Origin of the sequence: Parabacteroides sp. CAG:2 (genome assembly GCF_000436315.1) — a bacterium.
Lineage (GTDB): Bacteria > Bacteroidota > Bacteroidia > Bacteroidales > Tannerellaceae > Parabacteroides > Parabacteroides distasonis.
This window is the reverse complement of sequence record NZ_FR885275.1, coordinates 35,389-56,519: the sequence shown is the minus strand read 5'-3', so window position 1 is coordinate 56,519 and position 21,131 is coordinate 35,389. Positions and strand designations below refer to the sequence as shown.

The window sequence follows — 21,131 nt, the reverse complement described above, 5'->3', positions numbered from 1 at the left end:
CCGCCCCCTTCCTCTACCGGCGTCCCGAGTATCGTCACCTTGAGCAACGAAGTCTTCTCGCCCAGCAGCGAGTAGCGTCGTGCCCCGTTCAGTATGGTATAGGAAGGCGAGAATCCCGGCACGATAGTCCGTATATGCGTAGCCTTGACCTCGGGGGCGGTCGCTACCCCCTTCTCCGTGACGAAGCGGTTATAGACGGTTCCGAACCCTAGCAGCTCCACCTTGTAACCTTTCTGTAGGTTCTTGATGACATACCGCTGATAACGATCCAATACGTTCAATACGTCACCCTTCGTGAGCGAAGACTCCTCGGCGATCTGGTCGGCCGCATCTTGTGTGGACAGGGTACCGAAATAATAGGGAACCGGCTTGTACACCTCCTGCTTAGGATCCGTCTTGGGGATAAAAAACTTTCGTGCTTGAAATGCTTGTGGCATAGTTTGATAATTAAAGATTAATAATAGAAAATTAATTGCTTGCTGATCAATGTTACAAAGATAGGTTCCGCCGTAAGGGGCGGTGATGCCGATTGATGCCCGGGGTAGGGAATAACGATTAATTAACATGGGACGCAGTGATAACCGCCGGTTTCTTACGCTGCCTATCGTAAGCCCCTTTGAATAGGCATTATAAGAAGCCTTGGATGGGCATTGTAAAGATCTTAGAATACCCATCCAAGTTGACAGTTGACTAGTGACAGTAGGCTGTTTTTATTTACCTCTGTGCGCAACTGTCAACTAATTTACGGTTCTCCTAGGTAGTGGATGATTAATCTGATCTGTCGGGGCGTGAATATACGTTGCTCGGGGCGGTAGCCCGTCTCCAGCAGCTTGTCGTGCAATTCCGTGCATCGAATGATCCAACGACGTAAGCGGTTGCAAGCTTGATGGGAGGCCAGCTCCGGGAAATAGGATGCCGCTAGTGCGGACTTTCTTAATGGCAAGAACATTTGATTTATGATTTATAGATTTGGGAGAATGAAACTTTCAAACTTTCAAACATTCGTCCCCCCCTCACACACACACGCCCGTGGGGTACGTTATATAGGGGTGTGAGGGAGGCCGGGATTACTTATGGGTGACACGGCCGCCGAAGCTGTACTCGCCCCGGCCGTTCTTCTCCAGCGTGCCTCGTTCCTGCATTCGCTTGAGACAGGTATCTAGGGTGGCGGTGGGGATGTTGTTCCTCTCTGCTTCCTCCAAGGCCTGTTGTCGGTTGAAAGAGAGTGGAAGGGCCGCGAAGAGGGCCTCTTGGGGCGTTGGCATACGAGAGCGTGGCACCTCATCGGACGGAAGCAGGGAGAGTATGCCCGCCGAATGACGGTAGAGCGGCTCCACGAGCGAGAGGACGGCTTGAAAATCGTCATCGTTGATGCGTAACTCTAGGGAAGGAACGATACCGTCCCGTACGTTCTCCTCCGGGATCTCGGGGGCAGGCGAGAGACCGGGACAATTGAGAATTGAAAATTGAGAATCGAGAATGGCTTGTGGGATGAGGAGACTCTCCACCGATCGTAGGAAGGCCACCACGGAAGCGATCCGGCAGATATTGATAGCGATACGGGCCACGGAGCTTCGCATCGGATAACCGTAGGAAAGACCGGCGTGCCCGAATATGCGTGCGAAGCAGCTGTTGAATCGCTCCTTTTGCGTGTCGGAGAGATGGAATTGTATGATATTGACCCTCTCACGCAGGTAGTCCACGAGCATTTTCCACTGCTTCCCCCAATCGGAGAAGAGGCTATCCATGTCCTCGTCGCCCTGCTCGAACTGATCCGCCCACTCGTCGATGGGTGGCATCCGGTAGAACAATTGGCGTGAGAACAACCCGTTCTCGGCCGAGGGAATGAGTGGCCGTACCTGCGCCGGGGTCCCGCTTAACAAGACACTGAGGTAAGAGGCCGGGCACTCCCGGTATTCCCGGTTCGTGCGTCGGTTGAAAGCCAGTCGCTCGTGGTCGTGGCATTTACGCAAGGTATCGCTCCAGTGCCCGTGCTCGGTGCCGATGGCCGTGCTCACGGTATCGGCCTCGGTCTCGCAGATCAGCCCTATGCCGTCGGCCTCGATGAGGTTCTCCAGCACGCCGGTGCCGGAATTGTTACCGGCGATAAGGAACATCTTGAGGGGAGGCATCTCGGGCTCCGGCGTATCGGATTTTTTCTTGCCCAGCGAGTCCCAACGGCTCTTCTCCTCCCGGTAAGCTTTATGCCTCTGCCGGTAGTTCGCCATCATCGCCTCATGTATCGGCTCGGCAAGCCGGCGTGTCCAAGCGAGGGCTCCCTTTCCCGAGGCGGGAGGGGCGACGATGAACGTTTGCAGGCAAGGGTAGTAGAATTTTCGCCCGTACGATATCCGGATCGATTTGTTGAGTGTCGCTCCCAACACGGTGATACCTCCCAGCAGGAGGATATCCTTTTGGGCGGGGGTATCGCCCCGGTCGATCATCCGTTTGAGGAAAGCGGGCCAAGGATACTCCGGAAAGGCGGGCGGGACATTTTTCACGGACTGTTCCTCGTGCGTACACGTGTGCGTGTGTGAAGGAGGCGTGAATGTTTGAAAGTTTGAAAGTTTCCCGGCCTCGGCCATGGATTTGTCCAGTTTCACGCCGGCTAGGTCCGCCAAGTGGAATACGGATCCCAAGCCATTCCGTCCATTGCCTCCTTTGAGGGCATGGTCGTATAGCTTATCCGCCTCGGTAGAGACATATTTCTCCGACATCCGGCAGATACGATGAAAGAATGTCCGGCCGGCCTCTCCGCAATCGTTGGCGATGGCGAAGGCGATCGGCATATACTCTTGATAGGTGGGAGCGATGTTCGCCCCCTGTTTCTCGATGGCGGCAACGAGCCGCTCCAGATCTGATAATGGGTTCATGATGAATGAATAATGAATGGTGAATAATGATTTATAACTACCAACTGTCACTTGTCCTCTGTCAACAATTCCGGTCTCCTAGCCTCGCTGAGGGATCGTGGCAAAGGAAGCAAGCCCGTGAGAGGTCTGCGTTCGTGGCATCAGCTTTCAGCCCGTATTTCCACTCAAGATATTCCCAAGCGAATCGTACCGCCTCGTCGAAAGACTCCTCTACGGTTTTCTTGATCGACAGGCGATAGGGTACGAGGAGCTTGATTCCCGTGGTACTGGGACTCACGAAGGAGAGATCGGGGCGTAGCCGCTCATCGGCGAACAGCGTGTCCCTCCAACAGATCGCCTCTTCGGGTGAGGAGAGGTGATCGATGTCGATGACGAACTCGCCCGAGGGCACGAGCAAGTGATCTTCCTTGCGGTAGGAGAAGATACCGGCGGGCGTGACATAGGGTAGCAAACTCTGTTTCAGCCGCCTGAACCGTTTCTCGTCGCTCGATGCGGCACGTACCTGATCGGTACGCTCACGCAGCCACTCGCTGGTGGTGATATAGGCGTACAATTGACTGACACAGACGACCCCGTTCGGTACTTGATTGGTGATGGGGGCGTTGAAAAAGGAAAAGATAGACTCTTTCATGATCGGATAAAATAAATTGATTATTCGGTTACTGCCGGTAAAGGAACGCGTTCCTGCCCGTTCCCGGAATAGCGATGGACGGGACGGGTACGGAAACGGACGTACGGTGGATGAAATGAGGATAGAAATAAAATATACCCCCGTGAAAGGGGTGATTATTGTTAACACTTAAATTAAAAACGGATATGACAGAAAATCAAGAGCGGGCGGAACAGGCACGTTCTGCCTTTACGGTCAATGGAGGTAACGTGCAGATCCTGCCCAATGCCACCATCGCTATCCAGAACATCCATTGGGGTGACGGGACGGTGACACGGACGGAACGTTGGATTACGCCCGCGGAATCGGGACTTCATGAGTCTCCGTCTCCTCCGATAAACTCTCCTGCCCCTCCAGTGACGGCTGAACCCTCCTCGTTGGCCTTGTTCATCCCGGACGAGGCGACCCGTCTTGTCTACGAGGCCCGCCTATGCGCCTGCCCGGACACGGTCACCCTTTGCCAGACGGTATTGACGGACCTTTACAACGAGATCCTAGCCGACTACTCGTCTCCCCTCAAGCTGGTCAAGAGCCGTGCCTTCATCAGCGCCCTCTTGCCTCACCTCACGTTCGTGAATGGGGCGAATGTACCGAGCATTCGGTATGGGATCAGGAAGTATGTGCTGGGGGAAGGATAAGTGTAAGGAATATTATCGGGAGGAAGATGTTCCTCATTCATTAGTTTATGATGATAAATCAATTAAAAGCTGGAGCAGCCTTGAATTATGTCTCTATCATGCTGAACATGGTAGTGGGGCTTGTATATACCCCTTACATGTTACGCATGCTGGGGCAGTCGGAATATGGCCTATATTCATTGGCTGCGTCCATTATTGCTTATTTGACCGTATTGGATTTGGGGTTCGGTAACGCTATCGTGCGTTATACTGCGAAATTTGAGGCGGAAGGGAAGAAACGGGAACAGCAGGAAATGTTCGGTATGTTTTTTCTACTGTATATAGGGATCGGGCTGATAGCCATAGTTGTCGGTACTTTACTGTGTTTGAATGTAGATCGAATGTTCTCCGTGAATATGACAGCATTGGAGGTGAATCGAACTCGTATCATGCTCTGGTTGATGACATTTAATCTTGCTTTTACCTTTCCGATGAGTATTTGGGGTAGTATCATGACTGCCTATGAACGTTTCGTGTTTCAACGATTGGTGAGTATCGTGCGCAGTGTGCTTAATCCGGTTGTAATGATCTTATTGTTGGTTGTCGGTTATAAGGCGGTTGCGATGGTGGTGGTCACAACCTTGTTCAATATCATAACTTTGATTATCAATTTTTATTATTGCAGATATAAGTTGTATGTCAAGATACGTTTTGGGCATTTCAATTCTGCTTTTCTTAAAGAAGTTTCGATCTATAGTTTCTGGATATTCCTTAATGCGATAATAGATCGGATTTATTGGAGCACGGGGCAGTTTGTTTTGGGAATGTATAGAGGAACCGTGGCAGTGGCGGTATATTCCGTGGCGATTCAACTTACGCAGATGTTTATGATGTTTTCCACGGCGATAAGCGGTGTATTTCTTCCAAAAGTTACGGCTATGGTGACTTATGGCGGCAATGAGAAAGAAATATCGGATTTGTTTATTCGTACGGGTCGGATACAGTATATCGTGATGTCGTTTATTCTCTCTGCCTTTGTTGTGTTCGGTCGTCCGTTCATCCGGCTGTGGGCCGGGGAAGGATATGAGGAGGCGTACTATGTATCACTATTGTTCTTTTTCTCATTGTTGATTCCTTTGATACAGAACTTGGGGATCACGATCCTTCAAGCCCGGAACCAGATGCGTTTTCGTTCTGTGTGTTATGTAATAATCGCTTTTTGCTGCTTGGCTTTCTCCATTTATGGTACCAGAAAATGGGGAATGATGGGATGTGCTTACGCTACGGCGGGCGCTTTGTTGCTAGGACAAGGCTTGGTGATGAATATTTATTATAAAGGTCGGCAAGGCATAGATATCTCTCGCTTTTGGTGTGAGATAGGTAGAATGTCGATAATGCCAGTAATATTTGTGATTCTTTGTTTGTGGACTGTAAATCATTGGGAGATAAATTTGACTATACCTGTCGTATTTATTTATTCAGTGGCCGTATTTGTGGTTCTTTATGCTCTACTATTCTGGTTTATGAGCATGAATGCGTATGAACGAAATTTGTTTATCTCTCCTCTTAAAAAAATAACGATATAGAGACCTGAGATTATGAGGTTAATTGACAGGGCTTGGTGCTTGAATTGGTATTTGGGATTTTAATCGTATGATACATATTACAGATAAGCGGGACTGTTGTGGTTGCAACAGTTGTGTGCAACGTTGTCCTAAATCATGCATTAGGATGCGTGAGGATGACGAAGGTTTTCTTTATCCGGAGGTAGATGAAAGTGTTTGCATTGATTGCGGATTATGTGAAAAAGTATGTCCGGTAATTCATCAAGCGAGAGAAAATAGGCCTATAGTCGTATGTGCGGCTAAAAATAAGAGTGAGGAAATACGCTATCAAAGTTCTTCTGGTGGCGTTTTTACGGCTTTAGCCAATGAGATTATCAGAGAGGGTGGAGTCGTGTTTGGGGCTGGTTTTGATGAGAATTGGGAAGTAAAGCATGATTGTACAGAGACGGTAGAGGGATTGTCTGCTTTTCGAGGTAGCAAATATGTGCAGAGCCGGATAGGGGATAGTTTTAAAAAAGCGGAACAATTCTTGAAGATAGGGCGTACGGTTTTATTTTCTGGGACTCCTTGCCAGATAGCGGGGTTAAAGCGTTTTTTGCGGAAAGAATATGATAATCTTTTGACGGTGGATTTTATCTGTCATGGCGTGCCTAGCCCGGGTGTATGGCGAGAATATCTGAAGGAGGAAACCGTACGTCTGTATGATAGAAAAAATAGGTTTTTGTCTCACCCTTATCAAAAAGAAGAAGTTTGTATAGAAGGTATCTCGTTTAGAGATAAACGCTTAGGTTGGAAAAAGTATAGTTTCACTCTCCACGTTTCAGTGGCTGATAGACACGGAGACAAAAAATCGTTTTTACTCTCTGAGCCTCTGGACAAAAATATTTTCATGCGAGGATTCTTGGCAGATTTGTATTTGCGTCCGAGTTGCTACGCTTGCCCTTCGAAAACCTTTAAGAGTGGAAGCGATATCACGATAGGGGATTTCTGGGGCGTACAGCATGTGATGCCGATGATAGACGATGACAAGGGGGTAAGTGTGGTAATGCTGAACGCTATAAAGGGTGAGACCTATTTCCGGAAGATAGGTTTGGATAGTAGCATCGTAGGATATGAGGTAGTTTTACGCTACAATCCTTCTATTGAAAAATCGGTTAGCTTAACAGGGAAACGCAAGCTTTTTTATTCAGATACGAAAGCAACGTTGGATGAGAGGATTGAGAATTTATGTCGTTTGACATATAAACAGAGGTTAAGGATGATATTTGACATTATTCTCGGAGAAAAGGTGAAGAATTTTATAAAGAGACATTGTTTGAGCAAATTGGAATCATGAAAATAGGTATATTGACTCAACCATTTAGGGGAAATTACGGAGGCATACTACAAAATTGGGCATTGCAACGGACGCTTAGGAGCATGGGGCACGAGCCTGTGACAATCGATATTCTTCCACGTCCGACAATTGGGCGATTTATTCTCTCCACGATCAAATCTTTTGTGCTTTGGTTCATTCCTTCACGTAGGCGAACGTTTCAGAAATGGAGCGATAAGCGTAATCCGTTGTTCGAGGATTTTGTCAACAGGCAGATCGTGAAGACGCATGTTTGTAGACGTTATTCTATGGACATCGTAGAGGAGTATGGTTTGGAGGCCCTTTTGGTTGGTAGCGATCAGACGTGGCGACCGATGTATAACGTGGGGATGTTGTCGGATATGTTTTTGGGTTTCGCCTGTGATTTCACAGGAAAGAAAGTCGCTTACGCAGCCTCTTTTGGTGTAGATTACTGGGAGTATACGGAGAGACAAACCTCGTTTTGCGCTTCTTTAGCTCAACGATTCGACGCCATATCTGTGCGTGAAACGAGTGGGGTGAAACTTTGCGAGAGATATCTGGGGATAAATGCGGCTGCCGTACTCGATCCTACGTTACTTGTCGAGAAGGAGGCATATGCGGAACTATGCGAGAAGGTTCCTTTTTGCGGAGAGAGATATCTTGCGGGCTATGTGTTAGATGCCTCGGAAGAGTCGGATCGGGTTATTGTCGAGGAGGCGGAAAAGCGAGGGCTATCAATCCGGCGTTATTCGGCGGATAATCATGCGAGGCTGACAGTGGAGGAGTGGGTTGCGATTTTTCGAGACGCTAGTTTCGTGGTGACTGACTCGTTTCATGGAACCGTGTTTTCTGTCATCTTTGGGAAACCGTTCCGTAGTGTCGTGAATGAGACAAGAGGAGGCGCACGTTTCGCTGACTTGTTGGAGAAGTATCATTCTGGAACTTTAGCGGAGTGGCGGCAGAAGAGTTTTAATTTTTTACGGGAAGCGTTCAGCTCCTTGGACGGAAAAACAGAGTCCTTATAAAATCAATAAATTATGGATAAGCAACCTGCTGTATCAGTGATTGTTCCTGTATATAAGGCAGAGAACTATCTATGTCATTGCGTGGATAGTCTATTAGCGCAGACATTTCCTGATTTCGAGATCCTTTTGATAGATGACGGTAGTCCGGATCATTCCGGAGATATTTGTGATGAATATGCGAGGAAGGACAGCCGTGTACGTGTATTCCACAAAGAAAACGAAGGTGTCTCAAGTACGCGCCAATGCGGAATTGATAACGCTAAAGGTGAATATACGATCCATGCCGATCCTGATGATTGGGTAGAGCCAGACATGCTGGAAGAACTTTATAAGAAAGCGAAGGAAGAGGATGCGGATGTCGTGATATGTGATTTTTATGAGGATATTGGTGATAAACGGAAATATATTAGACAACAGCCCTCGGATTTGGATCATAAAACCGTGCTGCGGGAATTGTTCCAACAATTGCATGGTAGCTGTTGTAACAAGCTCGTTAAGCGAGCTTGTTACAATGGTGATGTACGTTTCGTGCCGGATCTTACGTTTTGCGAGGATTTATGTTTCAACGCCTTGATATTAAGGAAGGAGATCAAGATTGGATATTTACCTCGGGCTTTTTACCACTATGAGCAAAACGTGAATGCGGGATCGCTTACAAGAAATTCTTCTCCTGAGCAGTATGTCGTACTGATGAATATATTGGAGAAAGGGCTCGATACGGCAGATTTCCAAATGATACGACCTATTTTGATTTATTCGTGGGCTTATAAAGCCTTTTTGATGAGGCTTTATACTGATACCCAATTTCGATCGCTGTTTTGGAAATATCAACTTGATTTTTTTCGGTCTATATTGTTAAGTCCATTGTGTTTTAAGAAGGTAATATTACTTTTTATTTCTTGTTGGAGCACGCAAAAGTGGGCATATAAGATATATGAATTGTATAAATTGCATGAGATACGTAAATAATTATTGAGATGTTTTTTGTTCTACTTACCTTTGTTCTTGTTTTTTCTGTATTTCATGTTTTATATGGGAATAACCCTCCTAAATCAATATATATAATATCTGTAATATTATTGATTTTGGTAGGAGGATTTCGCTACTTTGTGGGGATAGATTATGAGGCATATAAATTAATGTATGAATTAGATAATGACTCGTCAAATTATTTGTATTATGTAGAACCCGGTTGGTCTGTAATTTATAATATTATACATTTTGTCAAAGGAACTTATATTTTGTGGTTCTTGGTGATTAATGCAATAACCGTAATACTAATGATCTACGGTATAAGAAGACAATCTCCTTTCATTTTTTTGTCAATGATATTTTATGTGGGTAGTTTTCTGTATACAGAATCATTCAATGCGATGAGGCAGTGTGTGGCGATGGCTATCGTATTTGCGGGGACACCCTTGATTTTTCAGAGGAAAGAATGGTATTATGTGTTGTTGATTGCTTTGGCTATGTGCTTTCACTATTCAGCGGGTATAGCTTTGGTTTTCTTTTTGTTGAAAAAGAAGTATAATTTCACTTTAATGCTGAGTGTATTACTTTTTTCAGCACTGTTTGGGGATTATTTGTTGAATAATTATCTGATTCCTTTAACGGAAAGTTTCGGGGCGTTTTTTTCCTCGGCCTTGGATACAAGAAAGAGTTATGTGCTAGATGCTACGGAGCATGACGTGATGCTTAATTCTGGTTTGAAAAAATTGGTATATAACGTGTTAGCCTTGATTATGCTGGTATTTGCCAAGAAATGGGATGGTCAGAAGTTGTTTTATCTAAACTGCTTTGTGTTAAGCATCGTGATATATAATGTTTTTCGTGGTTTTCTGGAGTATTTGAGATTATATCAGTATTTTTTCATGTATGGACTTATCCTATATCCGATTGTAGTGAAGAATGTAAAGGATAATATGGGAAAGTGGATTGCGTTTATGCTGCTTTTTATTCCGATTCTGATTTTTGTGCTAAAAGATAACTTTGATGTTATATATCAAACAAGATTTGGATTGTTTGAGTAAGAGGATATATGCCTTGTTTTTTGTATTAATACTATTGTTTTCTTTGTCTAGAAAACACCTTATCTAAGTAATAGCGAAATAATAAATATAATATATGATGGATAATTTGAAAATCAAAATTCCCAAGACAATTCATTATTGTTGGTTTGGTAGAAATCCTCTGCCATCATTGGCCATAAAATGTATAGCCTCATGGAAAAAATATCTTCCCGATTATGAGATTAAAGAATGGAATGAGGATAATTTTGATGTGAACGTTATTCCGTACACTCGAGAAGCTTATGCTGCAAAAAAATATGCGTTCGTGAGTGATTATGCCCGTTTTAAGATTTTGTATGAGGAGGGTGGCCTTTATTTTGACACGGATGTGGAGGTGATAAAACCTTTCGATGATATTATTGCCAGAGGTGCTTTCATGGGGTGTGAACGTGATGCTGGAGATAGGGGGGGAGCCTGTGTCAATCCTGGTCTTGGTCTGGGAGCCAATCCTAATTTTGGGCTATATAAAGAGATTTTGGATCTTTATGCTACCTTACATTTCTCTTATCCGGAAGGCTCTCTCAATTTGAAAACCGTAGTTGAATATACTACAGATTTATTGTGTAAGCATGGTTTGAAAAATATTAATGAAATACAAAAATGTGCTGGGATTTGGATTTATCCCAGTGCGTATTTCTGTCCAATATCTGTGGAAGATGGTAAATTACGTATCACTTCCCATACTGTATCAATTCATCACTATGCACAGTCTTGGCAAAGTCCTATACGAAAGTATGGACGTAAGATTGTCTTGCTTTTAGGGGGGAAATCCTTGAAAGATATATTGAAACGTTGGCTTTATCTGAAATGAGCTATCATATTTCTCTTTCTTAGGATGAGTTTGGAACCTTGTATAAATCAAGTTTCATACATAATACAATACATAAATGAAAATTTTATTTGCCGACAATTCCCTCTGGGCTCAATTGAACTTTAGGGGTAGTATTATTACGCATCTGCGTGACGTAGGGCATGAGGTGGTGATGGTATCGCCTATAGATGCCCAAAGCCAAGAGATAGTTATTCCTGACAGAATACGGCATATTGCTATAGAAATGCGGCGTACGAGTACGAACCCGTTGCATGATATTCTCTATTTTTTCCGGTTGATGAGCATTTACTGGAAAGAACGACCGGATTATATTTTCCATTTTACAATTAAACCGAATATATACGGTACGTTGGCAGCGCACTTATTGAGTATTCATTGTACGGCTATGGTAGCGGGACTGGGCTTTACTTTCTCGCATACCGGTTTGGCTAGTAAGATGGCTCATCGATTATTTCGTCTTGGACTGAGTTTCTCCGATAAGATCATGGTGCTAAATGAGGAGAATAGGCGTATATTGATGGAACAGGGAATGGCCCGGAAAAAGCAACTCGTGTTGTTGGAAGGAGGAGAAGGGGTAGACTTGGATAAGTACTCTTTTTCGGATAATCGTGCGGACAAGACCATTTTTTTGATGGTGGCTCGAGTTCTTTATGATAAGGGGTATGAGGAGGTAGTGGAAGCCGCCAAGATCGTGAAGCGCACGCATCCGGAAGTGGAAGTACAATTGCTCGGTCCGGTGGACGAGGCGTACCCAAATGCTGTAAGCCGTGAGCAGATCCGAAAAGATGAAGAGAGTGGAGCTATTACTTATCTGGGCTATACGACCGAACCTGCCAAGTTGATGGGAAGACCTGGTATATCATTATTATTAAGCAGTTATCATGAGGGCTTGAATCGCTCTTTGATGGAGGGCTGTGCCTTGGGCAAACCGATCATCGCATCCGATATTCCCGGATGTCGGGAAACTGTGCGTGAGGGTGAGAATGGCTATTTGGTCCCTCCGAAAGATGTAAACGCTTTGGCGGATGCGATGCTTCGCTATTTGTCATTGAGCGATGAGGAAAAGGAGTCTATGAGTATCAATAGCCGACGGCTGGCAGAAGAGCGATTTGATATTAAGTATGTAAAGAGTTGCTATGAGCGAATTTTACAGGAATATGATTCTTGATTCCGATAAAAGAAGAAAAGAAAGATCTCATGTTAAGGCCTCCCCTAAAAGGAGGCTTTTTTTGTTTCCGGAAACATTACATTATGTTTCTTACCGCCTTTGTATTACAGAAGACTAAATGATTCAACAGTTCCGCATCAGGTTGTGTAGGTAATATTGTGTCATAGAAAGAATTTATGCAAGAATATTTCTGTGTCAGAAAGAATATTGACGTTTTTCTTTCTGTTGCGGAAATATTACGTTATACTTCTCACCACCTTAAAATACATTCTCGGCTTAACCGTTTGTCGGAGTGAAAATAATAGCTTACCTTTGCATATAATAGCTTGATTTTAACGTTTGTCATTAAGCTGGTGAGGAAGACTTATGAAAGAGATTAGATTAGAGAATTTTCGGTGTTATACAGAGCTATCCATCCCCTTGAAAAGTAGAGTCAATTTGCTTGTAGGTGATAACGCTACCGGGAAGACATCCGTGTTGCGAGCTTGTAAGTTTGTGTTGAGCGCATTCTTCAGCGGGTTTAGCGATGATAATACCAAATGGGTTAATCCCGGCAATGAGGATTTCATGCAAATGGAGACCGGTGGAATCTTATTGCAGGAGCGTCCTATTCATATTTCTTTTGATGTGGCTGATGTGATGGGGAAGGAGGCGGATTCCACGGGTGGAGATTCGTTTTATACTTTGATAAAGAAAAGCAAGAAAAATAGCCGTTCCTTGACTTCGGGACTTAAGGAGTATAAGGATTGGGCAGCTTTGTTGATGCATAACTATATTAGTAAGGAGGGACAGAGAATCGCTTTACCTCTTTTCGCGAATTTCTCGACAGAAGATATTCATGCTATTCGAAAGATCGATTTTGGAAAGTTCAAGGAGTATAACCATAAGCCTTCTTTTGGCTATTATGAATGTTTGGAGGGGGATGGCTTTTTCCCTTATTGGATTAAGCGATTGCTGGTCTTACAGGAAGGTAGGGAAAACCATTTGGAGATAGATATAGTTCGCAAGGCTATACAGAAGGCTCTTGGAGCGGGTGGTTGTGCGATTATTCAAGACATGGAGGTTCGGCCCATCCGGAAAAAAGTATATTATATCTTGATGGATGGGCGAGAGGTAGAAGCTGATTTCTTGTCAGATGGATATCGAAGGCTGGTTTATATAGTAACGGATCTAGCTTTTCGTTGCGCATTGCTAAACCGGGGTATTTATGGTGAGGAGACTTGTGCGAAAACCCGGGGTACCGTCTTGATTGATGAGGTGGATTTGCATTTACATCCAACGTTGCAATCGGTGGTGCTGAAAGGATTGTGCGAGGCATTTCCTGGATTGCAGTTTATCGTCAGTTCCCATGCTCCGATGGTTATGTCGGGGGTGGAAAGTAATGAGGAGAATATTGTTTATAAGTTGAGTTACTCGGAGGAACAGGGCTATCGTATAATGCCGACTGTCACTTATGGTATGGATATGTCGACGTTGACCTATGTCGTGCTTGGTCAAACGCCTCGTGCGGTTGAAGTAGATAGGCAGTTGAACGAATTGTTTGAGTTGATAGATGTGGATCGCTTGAAAGAGGCTGGAGATTTGTTACAGAAGTTGAGAGGGAAATATGGAGATTCTTTACCCGAACTTGCCCGGGCGGAAGCGATGTTGAACTGCTTGATTTAAGATGATTTAAGATAGGGATGAGAAAGATAGACAAACGACCGGAACCAAAGGAGTGGGTGGAATATCGGCAGACCCCCGGTGCTAAGTATGAAGCGATATCTGAACTGCGAAGTTCGTTGCTTGAGGAGCAAGGATATGTTTGTGCTTATTGTATGCGTAGGATTCCTGTGAAAGACCGGAATAGTAATGAAACCAGCCGGATAGAACATGTGCTGAGCCGAGAAAAGCATCCGGATAGGGAATTGGATTATCATAACATGGTGATATGCTGTCCTGGGGCAATCTCTTCTGACTTTCATTGCGATAAGTTGAAAGGTAATGAGGATCTAACATTTAACCTTTTTGATGATGAGCTTTTTACAAGCCTTTCTTATAAAAGTAAATCTGGGAAGATTGTCTCGGCGAATGAAGATTATGATAGGCAGATCAATCAGTTGCTTAATTTGAACAACCGCTGGTTGATGGCTAATCGTTTGCAGGCTTTGCTGGGAGTGATTGATTATTTGAATCGTAAAGGCTGGACAGCTTCTAATTTAAACCAGCAAATAAGTAAGTGGAGTAATATGGATGCGGAAGGACGTTATAAGGAGTATAATAGTATTGTCGTTTGGTATTTGAAAAAAAAGCAGAGGCAATGTGATTTATAAGGCCGTAGTTTTCATGCTCCTTCATGCCTCATTATGGATTGAAAATAAAACCCTCCCTTTTGCTTATAAAATGTAAGCTTTGTTAACCAAACGTCCGATAAAAACATTTTTTCCGTGAAAGTGTCAATTATTTTATGTTTGTTTAAACAATATGTTAGGGATTGTCTGTATCTTTGCGGCAAAATCAAAAAGTTGATTCGACAATGGAAGTATTGAAGCACGAGTGTGGTGTTGCCATGGTCCGGTTACTGAAACCCTTGGAGTATTATCACGAGAAGTACGGTAGTTGGATGTATGGACTGAACAAGCTCTATTTGCTGATGGAAAAGCAGCATAACAGGGGGCAGGAAGGAGCGGGCTTAGCCTGCGTGAAGTTAGAGGCAAATGCCGGAGAGGAATATATGTTCCGTGAACGGGCCGTCGGGACCGGAGCTATTACCGAGATATTTGCCGCAGTTCACGAACACTACAAGGATTTAACCCCCGAGCAACTCAACGATCCGCTATTCGCCAAAGCCAACCTACCTTTCGCCGGAGAGCTTTATATGGGCCACCTCCGTTACAGTACCACCGGAAAATCCGGAATCTCTTATATCCATCCTTTTTTACGACGCAATAACTGGCGTGCAAAGAACCTTGCCGTTTGCGGAAATTTCAACCTGACAAATGTTCATGAAGTATTCGAGGAGATCACGGCGATCGGCCAGCATCCCCGGAAATATTCCGATACGTATATCATGCTGGAGCAGCTGGGACACCGGCTGGACCGGGAAGTGGAGCGCCTGTACCAAAAGTGTGAGGCGGAAGGATTGAGAGGGATGGATATCACGCATGCCATCGAGGATCAAATTGATTTGTCGAACGTGCTGAAACGCTGTACCCCGGGCTGGGATGGTGGTTTCGTGATTTGCGGTATCACCGGTAGTGGCGAGTCGTTCAGCGTGCGGGACCCGTGGGGAATCCGTCCGGCCTTCTATTATGCGGATGATGAGATTATCGTGTTGGCTTCCGAGCGTCCGGTTATACAAACCGTGATGAACGTGCAGGTAGAGAATATCCGGGAGTTGAATCGGGGAGAGGCGATACTCGTCAACAAGAAAGGCGAGTGGCATATCTCCCAGATCGTGGAGCCGAAAGAGAATAAGGCTTGTTCCTTCGAGCGTATCTACTTCTCACGGGGTAGCGACGTGGATATTTACAGGGAAAGGAAGCGTTTGGGAGATAATCTCGTGCATCCGATCTTGAAAGCGGTGGATTATGATTTGAATCATACCGTCTTCTCTTTTATCCCGAATACGGCCGAGGTCGCTTATTTCGGGATGCAGGAGGGATTGAACAACTATTTGAATAAGCTGAAAAAAGAATGGATCGCCGATCGTAGTCACTTGCTCAGGGAAGAGGAACTGGAACAAATCCTTTCCATGCGAATCCGCTCGGAGAAAGTAGCTATAAAAGATATAAAATTACGTACATTTATCGCTGAGGGCAATAGCCGCAATGATCTGGCAGCGCACGTGTATGATATTACTTACGGAAGTATTGAACCTTTTATCGATAATCTGGTTGTGATAGATGATAGCATCGTGCGGGGTACTACCTTACGCCAGAGTATTATCGGTATCTTGGATCGCCTGCATCCGAAGAAAATCGTGATCGTAAGTTCTTCTCCGCAGGTACGTTACCCGGATTATTACGGTATCGATATGTCCCGGATGAACGAGTTTATCGCTTTTAAGGCTGCGGTGGCCCTGTTACGTGACCGGGGGATGGAATACGTGATCTTGGACGCTTATCAAAAGGCGAAGCGACAACAAACAGCGGCGGATGGTCCGTTGGTGAATTACGTAAAGGAGATATACGCCCCGTTTACGGACGAGGAGATATCCGTTAAGATGGTGGAGTTGCTTACACCGGCCGGGACGCAGGCGAAAGTAGAGATCGTCTACCAGACTTTGGAGGGCTTGCATGCCTCTTGTCCGGAGCATCCGGGTGACTGGTATTTCTCCGGCGATTACCCGACACCGGGCGGGACTCGGTTAGTGAACGAGGCTTTTATTCACTATATGGAAGAAGAATATTTAGTGAAATGACACAACATACAGATTCTATGCAGACAAACAGAACAGCAACTTTGATGTTAGACGACGGTACCGTCTTCCGTGGCTACTTTTTCGGCTATGAGAGACCGGTGGCTGGCGAGGTCGTGTTCAATACCGCTATGACCGGATATCCGGAGAGCTTGACGGACCCTTCGTACGCAGGCCAGTTGATGGTGTTGACTTATCCGCTCGTTGGTAACTACGGTGTCCCGCCTCGTACGTTCGAGCCGAACGGGATCGCTACGTTTATGGAGAGCGAGAAGATCCACGCCGAGGCGATTATCGTTAGCGATTACAGCCATGAGTATAGCCACTGGAACGCCGAGCGCAGCTTGGGCGACTGGTTGAAGGAGGAGAAGATCCCGGGCATATACGGTATCGATACGCGTGCGTTGACTAAGAAATTGCGTGAGCATGGCGTGATGATGGGACGTATCGTTATCGGCGATGCCGATAACGAAATTGGAAATGGGGAATTGAAGATCGAGGATTATGAGCATGTGAACTATGTGGATCGGGTATCGTGCAAGGAGATTATTTGTTACCAGCCCGATGGTACGAGCCAGACCTGTTCTTTATCGGAAGCCTCCGATTCCCGATTCTCGATTCTCGATTCTCAATTCCTAAAGCGCGTCGTGCTTTTAGACTGCGGCGTGAAACATAACATCATCCGTTGCCTGTTGAAGCGTAACGTGGCGGTGATCCGTGTGCCTTGGGACTACGACTTCAATCAGCTGGAATACGATGGCTTGTTTATCAGCAACGGTCCGGGCGATCCGGATACTTGCGATGCCGCCGTGCGGAATATCCGTAAGGCGCTTTCCGGGGATAAGCCGATTTGCGGTATTTGCATGGGTAACCAGTTGTTGGCGAAAGCCGGCGGTGCTTCTATCTATAAATTGAAGTACGGTCATCGTAGCCATAACCAGCCGGTACGTATGGTAGGCACGGAAAAATGCTTCATCACCTCGCAGAACCATGGTTACGCCGTGGATAACGATACGCTGGGTGAGGAGTGGGAACCGCTGTTCATCAATATGAATGACGGGACGAACGAGGGTATCAAGCATAAGACGAAGCCTTTCTTCTCCTCTCAGTTCCATCCCGAGGCTTGCAGCGGGCCGCTGGATACGGAGTTCATGTTTGATAAATTCACGGAATTGTTGTAGCCGGGGATTTACGCCCACCCTAAACGAGGGATTAGGGCAACCCTAAATGAGTGTTTAGGTCTACCCTAAACGGGTGTTTAGGCTTACCCTAAAAGAGAACATTAAAAAAAGTAAAGCAATGAAAGAAGATATAAAGAAAGTCCTGATACTCGGTTCCGGAGCCTTGAAGATTGGTGAGGCGGGCGAGTTCGATTATTCAGGCAGCCAAGCCCTGAAGGCGATTAAGGAAGAGGGGATTCAAACGGTATTGATCAATCCGAATATCGCTACGGTACAGACCTCGGAAGGAGTCGCGGACACGGTTTATTTCCTGCCCGTTACTCCTTTTTTTGTGGAAAAGGTGATCGAGAAGGAACGTCCGGAAGGTATCTTGCTCGCTTTCGGCGGGCAGACGGCGTTGAATTGTGGCGTGGCTCTTTACCAAAGCGGCGTGCTGGAGAAGTATGGCGTGAAGGTATTGGGTACCCCGGTGCAGGCTATCATGGATACCGAGGATCGGGAGTTGTTCGTACGCAAGCTGGATGAGATCGACGTGAAGACGATCAAGAGCGAGGCCGTGGAGAACGCCGCTGACGCTCGTCGTGCGGCCGCTGAGCTGGGGTATCCGGTCATCGTCCGTGCCGCTTATGCGCTGGGGGGCTTGGGTTCCGGTTTCTGCGACAATGAGGAAGAATTGGACGTGTTGGTAGAGAAGGCTTTCTCTTTCTCTCCGCAAGTATTGGTGGAGAAAAGCTTGAAGGGCTGGAAAGAGGTAGAGTACGAGGTGGTGCGCGACCGCTTCGATAACTGCATCACGGTATGTAACATGGAGAATTTCGACCCGCTGGGAATCCATACGGGAGAGTCTATCGTGATTGCCCCCTCGCAGACTTTGAGTAATACGGATTATCATAAATTACGTGAGTTGGCGATCCGTATCATTCGCCATATCGGTATCGTGGGCGAGTGTAACGTGCAATACGCTTACGATCCGGAGAGTGAGGATTACCGGGTGATCGAGGTGAACGCCCGCTTGAGCCGTTCTTCGGCCTTGGCTTCTAAGGCGACCGGTTATCCGTTGGCTTTCGTGGCCGCTAAATTAGGCTTGGGCTACGGTTTGTTCGACTTGAAAAACTCCGTGACGAAAACGACTAGCGCTTTCTTTGAGCCGGCTCTCGATTACGTGGTATGTAAGATCCCTCGCTGGGACTTGGGTAAGTTCCATGGCGTGGCTCGTGAGTTGGGTTCCAGCATGAAGTCGGTTGGCGAGGTGATGGCGATCGGACGTACTTTCGAGGAGGCTATCCAGAAGGGCTTGCGTATGATCGGGCAGGGTATGCACGGTTTCGTGGAGAATAAGGAGTTGGTGATCGAGGATATCGATAAGGCTTTGCATGAGCCTACCGATCGCCGTATCTTCGTTATCTCGAAGGCATTCCGGGCCGGTTATACGGTAGACCAGATTCATGAGCTTACCAAGATAGACCGATGGTTCCTACAGAAACTATATGGAATCATGCAGACCTCCAAGGAGCTTCACGCTTTCGATATGAAGGGGATCCAACGTTGGCGCATCAATCCGGAGTTGATCCGCCGGGCGAAGATACAAGGGTTCTCTGATTTCCAGATCGCACGGGCGATCGGTCTCGACGGGGATGTGGAGAAGGGTATGATGTTGGTTCGCCAGTTCCGTAAGGAGCATGGCATTCTTCCGGTGGTGAAACAGATCGATACCTTGGCCGCCGAGTATCCGGCGCAGACGAATTACCTGTACCTGACGTATAGCGGTACGGAAAACGACGTGACGTACTTGGGCGATCATCGCTCGATTGTCGTGCTGGGTTCCGGCGCTTACCGCATCGGTAGCTCGGTGGAGTTCGACTGGTGTGGCGTGCAGGCCTTGAATACGATCCGTAAGGAGGGCTACCGTTCCGTGATGATCAACTACAATCCCGAGACGGTGTCTACCGACTATGATATGTGCGACCGCCTTTATTTCGACGAGCTTACCTTCGAGCGTGTGATGGATATCCTCGAGCTGGAGAACCCGCACGGCGTGATCGTCTCCACCGGCGGCCAGATCCCGAATAACTTGGCGATGCGTCTGGACGAGCAGCATGTGAATATCTTGGGGACTTCCGCCAAGAGCATCGATAATGCCGAGGACCGTGAGAAGTTCTCCGCCATGTTGGATCGTATTGGCGTGGATCAACCCCGCTGGAAAGAGCTTTCTTCCATGGAGGATATCAATGGCTTCGTGGCGGAGGTAGGCTTCCCCGTATTGGTTCGCCCGAGTTACGTGCTGAGTGGCGCCGCCATGAATGTCTGCTCGAATCAAGAGGAGTTGGAGCGTTTCTTGAAATTGGCCGCCAACGTCAGCCAAAAGCATCCGGTGGTGGTAAGTCAGTTCATCGAGCATGCGAAAGAGGTGGAGATGGATGCCGTGGCCGATCATGGCGAGATCGTGATGTATGCCATTAGCGAGCATATCGAGTTTGCCGGGGTTCATTCCGGCGACGCTACGATTCAGTTCCCGGCCCAGAAATTATATGTGGAGACGGTTCGTCGTATCAAGCGTATCAGTAAGCAGATCGCTAAGGAGCTGAATATCTCCGGCCCGTTCAATATCCAATATCTGGCGAAGGGCAATGAGATCAAGGTGATCGAGTGTAACCTTCGTGCCAGCCGTTCCTTCCCGTTCGTGAGCAAGGTGCTGAAGATAAACTTCATCGAGTTGGCTACCCGTGTCATGCTGGGCTTGCCGGTAGAGAAACCGAATAAGAATGAGTTCGATTTGGATTACGTGGGTATCAAGGCCTCTCAATTCTCGTTCAACCGCTTGCAGAAAGCCGATCCGGTATTAGGGGTCGATATGGCTTCCACGGGCGAGGTGGGTTGTCTGGGCGACGATGTATCCGAGGCGGTGTTGACGAGTATGCTCGCTGTCGGGCAACGGGTTCCGGAGAAGAATATCCTCCTGTCCACCGGTACGCCGAAGCAGAAGGTAGCCATGCTGGATGCCGCTAAGATGTTGGCGGCGAAAGGCTACAATCTATTCGCTACGGGAGGTACACACCGTTTCTTGGCGGAGAATGGCATTACGAGTACGAAGGTGTACTGGCCGAGCGAGAAGGGAGAACCGCAGGCGCTTAAGATGCTTCATGAGAAGCAGATCGATATGGTCGTGAATATCCCTCGTGACCTTTCCGCCGGCGAGCTTGACAACGGCTATAAGATCCGCCGTGCCGCCATCGACCTGAATATCCCGCTAATCACCAACGCCCGTCTGGCCAGCGCTTTTATCCAAGCCTTCTGTACCTTGAGCGTAGATGATATCTGCATCAAGAGTTGGCAAGAATATAAATAAAAGGGGACTTGACGTAAATCAAGTGGTATTTATTTCGTAAGTTTGCGGAA

17 protein-coding genes are annotated in these 21,131 nt (G+C 46.6%); 13 read left to right on the top strand and 4 right to left on the bottom strand.

Annotation, left to right across the window (positions count from 1 at the left end):
* The 4 genes from QVP94_RS05800 to QVP94_RS05785 form a co-directional block, all read right to left on the bottom strand.
* Positions 1–437, bottom strand: a 437-nt coding sequence (locus QVP94_RS05800; RefSeq protein ID WP_288213183.1) for an HU family DNA-binding protein, incomplete at its 3' end; no start/stop codon positions are given.
* Between the two features lie 305 nt (positions 438–742).
* The gene (locus QVP94_RS05795; protein ID WP_005857913.1) at positions 743–949 is read right to left on the bottom strand and encodes a DUF4248 domain-containing protein; all 207 of its coding nucleotides are present in this window, start codon (positions 947–949) and stop codon (positions 743–745) included.
* Between the two features lie 118 nt (positions 950–1,067).
* The gene (locus tag QVP94_RS05790; RefSeq protein WP_022192187.1) at positions 1,068–2,873 is read right to left on the bottom strand and encodes a DUF3987 domain-containing protein; all 1,806 of its coding nucleotides are present in this window, start codon (positions 2,871–2,873) and stop codon (positions 1,068–1,070) included.
* Between the two features lie 61 nt (positions 2,874–2,934).
* Positions 2,935–3,504, bottom strand: coding sequence for a BT4734/BF3469 family protein (locus QVP94_RS05785; RefSeq protein WP_005863156.1), 570 nt, complete (start codon positions 3,502–3,504; stop codon positions 2,935–2,937).
* A 185-nt stretch (positions 3,505–3,689) separates the two neighbouring features.
* Between QVP94_RS05785 and QVP94_RS05780 the strand changes: the two genes are divergently transcribed.
* The 13 genes from QVP94_RS05780 (at position 3,690) to carB (ending at position 21,081) form a co-directional block, all read left to right on the top strand.
* Positions 3,690–4,181, top strand: a complete 492-nt coding sequence (locus tag QVP94_RS05780; protein WP_005857907.1) for a hypothetical protein — start codon at positions 3,690–3,692, stop codon at positions 4,179–4,181.
* 47 nt (positions 4,182–4,228) lie between these two features.
* A complete protein-coding gene (locus QVP94_RS05775; protein WP_288213182.1) occupies positions 4,229–5,746 on the top strand; it encodes a flippase in 1,518 nt (505 codons plus the stop codon).
* A gap of 67 nt (positions 5,747–5,813) precedes the next feature.
* On the top strand, positions 5,814–7,061 hold the full coding sequence (locus QVP94_RS05770) for a Coenzyme F420 hydrogenase/dehydrogenase, beta subunit C-terminal domain (protein ID WP_087346466.1): 1,248 nt from the start codon (positions 5,814–5,816) through the stop codon (positions 7,059–7,061).
* On the top strand, positions 7,058–8,086 hold the full coding sequence (locus QVP94_RS05765) for a polysaccharide pyruvyl transferase family protein (protein WP_022192184.1): 1,029 nt from the start codon (positions 7,058–7,060) through the stop codon (positions 8,084–8,086). The genes QVP94_RS05770 and QVP94_RS05765 overlap by 4 nt, the downstream gene beginning before the upstream one ends.
* Before the next feature lie 12 nt (positions 8,087–8,098).
* Entirely contained in the window at positions 8,099–9,055 is a 957-nt protein-coding gene (locus QVP94_RS05760; protein WP_008772480.1) for a glycosyltransferase family 2 protein, read from the top strand.
* A gap of 8 nt (positions 9,056–9,063) precedes the next feature.
* Positions 9,064–10,116 (top strand): EpsG family protein, encoded by a 1,053-nt coding sequence (locus QVP94_RS05755; RefSeq protein ID WP_022192183.1) that lies wholly within the window; start codon positions 9,064–9,066, stop codon positions 10,114–10,116.
* Positions 10,117–10,210: 94 nt separating this feature from the next.
* Positions 10,211–10,966 carry a glycosyltransferase family 32 protein gene (locus QVP94_RS05750; RefSeq protein ID WP_008772478.1) on the top strand — a complete coding sequence of 252 codons (756 nt, stop codon included), beginning with the start codon at positions 10,211–10,213 and terminating at the stop codon, positions 10,964–10,966.
* A 76-nt stretch (positions 10,967–11,042) separates the two neighbouring features.
* Entirely contained in the window at positions 11,043–12,155 is a 1,113-nt protein-coding gene (locus QVP94_RS05745) for a glycosyltransferase family 4 protein (protein ID WP_022192181.1), read from the top strand.
* A gap of 366 nt (positions 12,156–12,521) precedes the next feature.
* A complete protein-coding gene (locus tag QVP94_RS05740; protein ID WP_022192180.1) occupies positions 12,522–13,820 on the top strand; it encodes an AAA family ATPase in 1,299 nt (432 codons plus the stop codon).
* A 17-nt stretch (positions 13,821–13,837) separates the two neighbouring features.
* Positions 13,838–14,467, top strand: coding sequence for an HNH endonuclease family protein (locus QVP94_RS05735; protein WP_022192179.1), 630 nt, complete (start codon positions 13,838–13,840; stop codon positions 14,465–14,467).
* A 203-nt stretch (positions 14,468–14,670) separates the two neighbouring features.
* Entirely contained in the window at positions 14,671–16,557 is a 1,887-nt protein-coding gene (locus QVP94_RS05730) for an amidophosphoribosyltransferase (protein ID WP_022192178.1), read from the top strand.
* Positions 16,554–17,735, top strand: coding sequence for a glutamine-hydrolyzing carbamoyl-phosphate synthase small subunit (gene carA, locus QVP94_RS05725; RefSeq protein WP_022192177.1), 1,182 nt, complete (start codon positions 16,554–16,556; stop codon positions 17,733–17,735). The genes QVP94_RS05730 and carA overlap by 4 nt, the downstream gene beginning before the upstream one ends.
* Before the next feature lie 118 nt (positions 17,736–17,853).
* Entirely contained in the window at positions 17,854–21,081 is a 3,228-nt protein-coding gene (carB, locus tag QVP94_RS05720; protein ID WP_022192176.1) for a carbamoyl-phosphate synthase (glutamine-hydrolyzing) large subunit, read from the top strand.
* Positions 21,082–21,131 lie beyond the last annotated feature (50 nt).

Bases quoted from the DNA above. Each gene is read 5' to 3' on its own strand.
- QVP94_RS05795 (WP_005857913.1), bottom strand. From the start codon at position 949: ATGTTCTTGCCATTAAGAAAGTCCGCACTAGCGGCATCCTATTTCCCG.
- QVP94_RS05790 (WP_022192187.1), bottom strand. From the start codon at position 2,873: ATGAACCCATTATCAGATCTGGAGCGGCTCGTTGCCGCCATCGAGAAA.
- QVP94_RS05785 (WP_005863156.1), bottom strand. From the start codon at position 3,504: ATGAAAGAGTCTATCTTTTCCTTTTTCAACGCCCCCATCACCAATCAA.
- QVP94_RS05780 (WP_005857907.1), top strand. From the start codon at position 3,690: ATGACAGAAAATCAAGAGCGGGCGGAACAGGCACGTTCTGCCTTTACG.
- QVP94_RS05775 (WP_288213182.1), top strand. From the start codon at position 4,229: ATGATGATAAATCAATTAAAAGCTGGAGCAGCCTTGAATTATGTCTCT.
- QVP94_RS05770 (WP_087346466.1), top strand. From the start codon at position 5,814: ATGATACATATTACAGATAAGCGGGACTGTTGTGGTTGCAACAGTTGT.
- QVP94_RS05765 (WP_022192184.1), top strand. From the start codon at position 7,058: ATGAAAATAGGTATATTGACTCAACCATTTAGGGGAAATTACGGAGGC.
- QVP94_RS05760 (WP_008772480.1), top strand. From the start codon at position 8,099: ATGGATAAGCAACCTGCTGTATCAGTGATTGTTCCTGTATATAAGGCA.
- QVP94_RS05755 (WP_022192183.1), top strand. From the start codon at position 9,064: ATGTTTTTTGTTCTACTTACCTTTGTTCTTGTTTTTTCTGTATTTCAT.
- QVP94_RS05750 (WP_008772478.1), top strand. From the start codon at position 10,211: ATGATGGATAATTTGAAAATCAAAATTCCCAAGACAATTCATTATTGT.
- QVP94_RS05745 (WP_022192181.1), top strand. From the start codon at position 11,043: ATGAAAATTTTATTTGCCGACAATTCCCTCTGGGCTCAATTGAACTTT.
- QVP94_RS05740 (WP_022192180.1), top strand. From the start codon at position 12,522: ATGAAAGAGATTAGATTAGAGAATTTTCGGTGTTATACAGAGCTATCC.
- QVP94_RS05735 (WP_022192179.1), top strand. From the start codon at position 13,838: ATGAGAAAGATAGACAAACGACCGGAACCAAAGGAGTGGGTGGAATAT.
- QVP94_RS05730 (WP_022192178.1), top strand. From the start codon at position 14,671: ATGGAAGTATTGAAGCACGAGTGTGGTGTTGCCATGGTCCGGTTACTG.
- carA (WP_022192177.1), top strand. From the start codon at position 16,554: ATGACACAACATACAGATTCTATGCAGACAAACAGAACAGCAACTTTG.
- carB (WP_022192176.1), top strand. From the start codon at position 17,854: ATGAAAGAAGATATAAAGAAAGTCCTGATACTCGGTTCCGGAGCCTTG.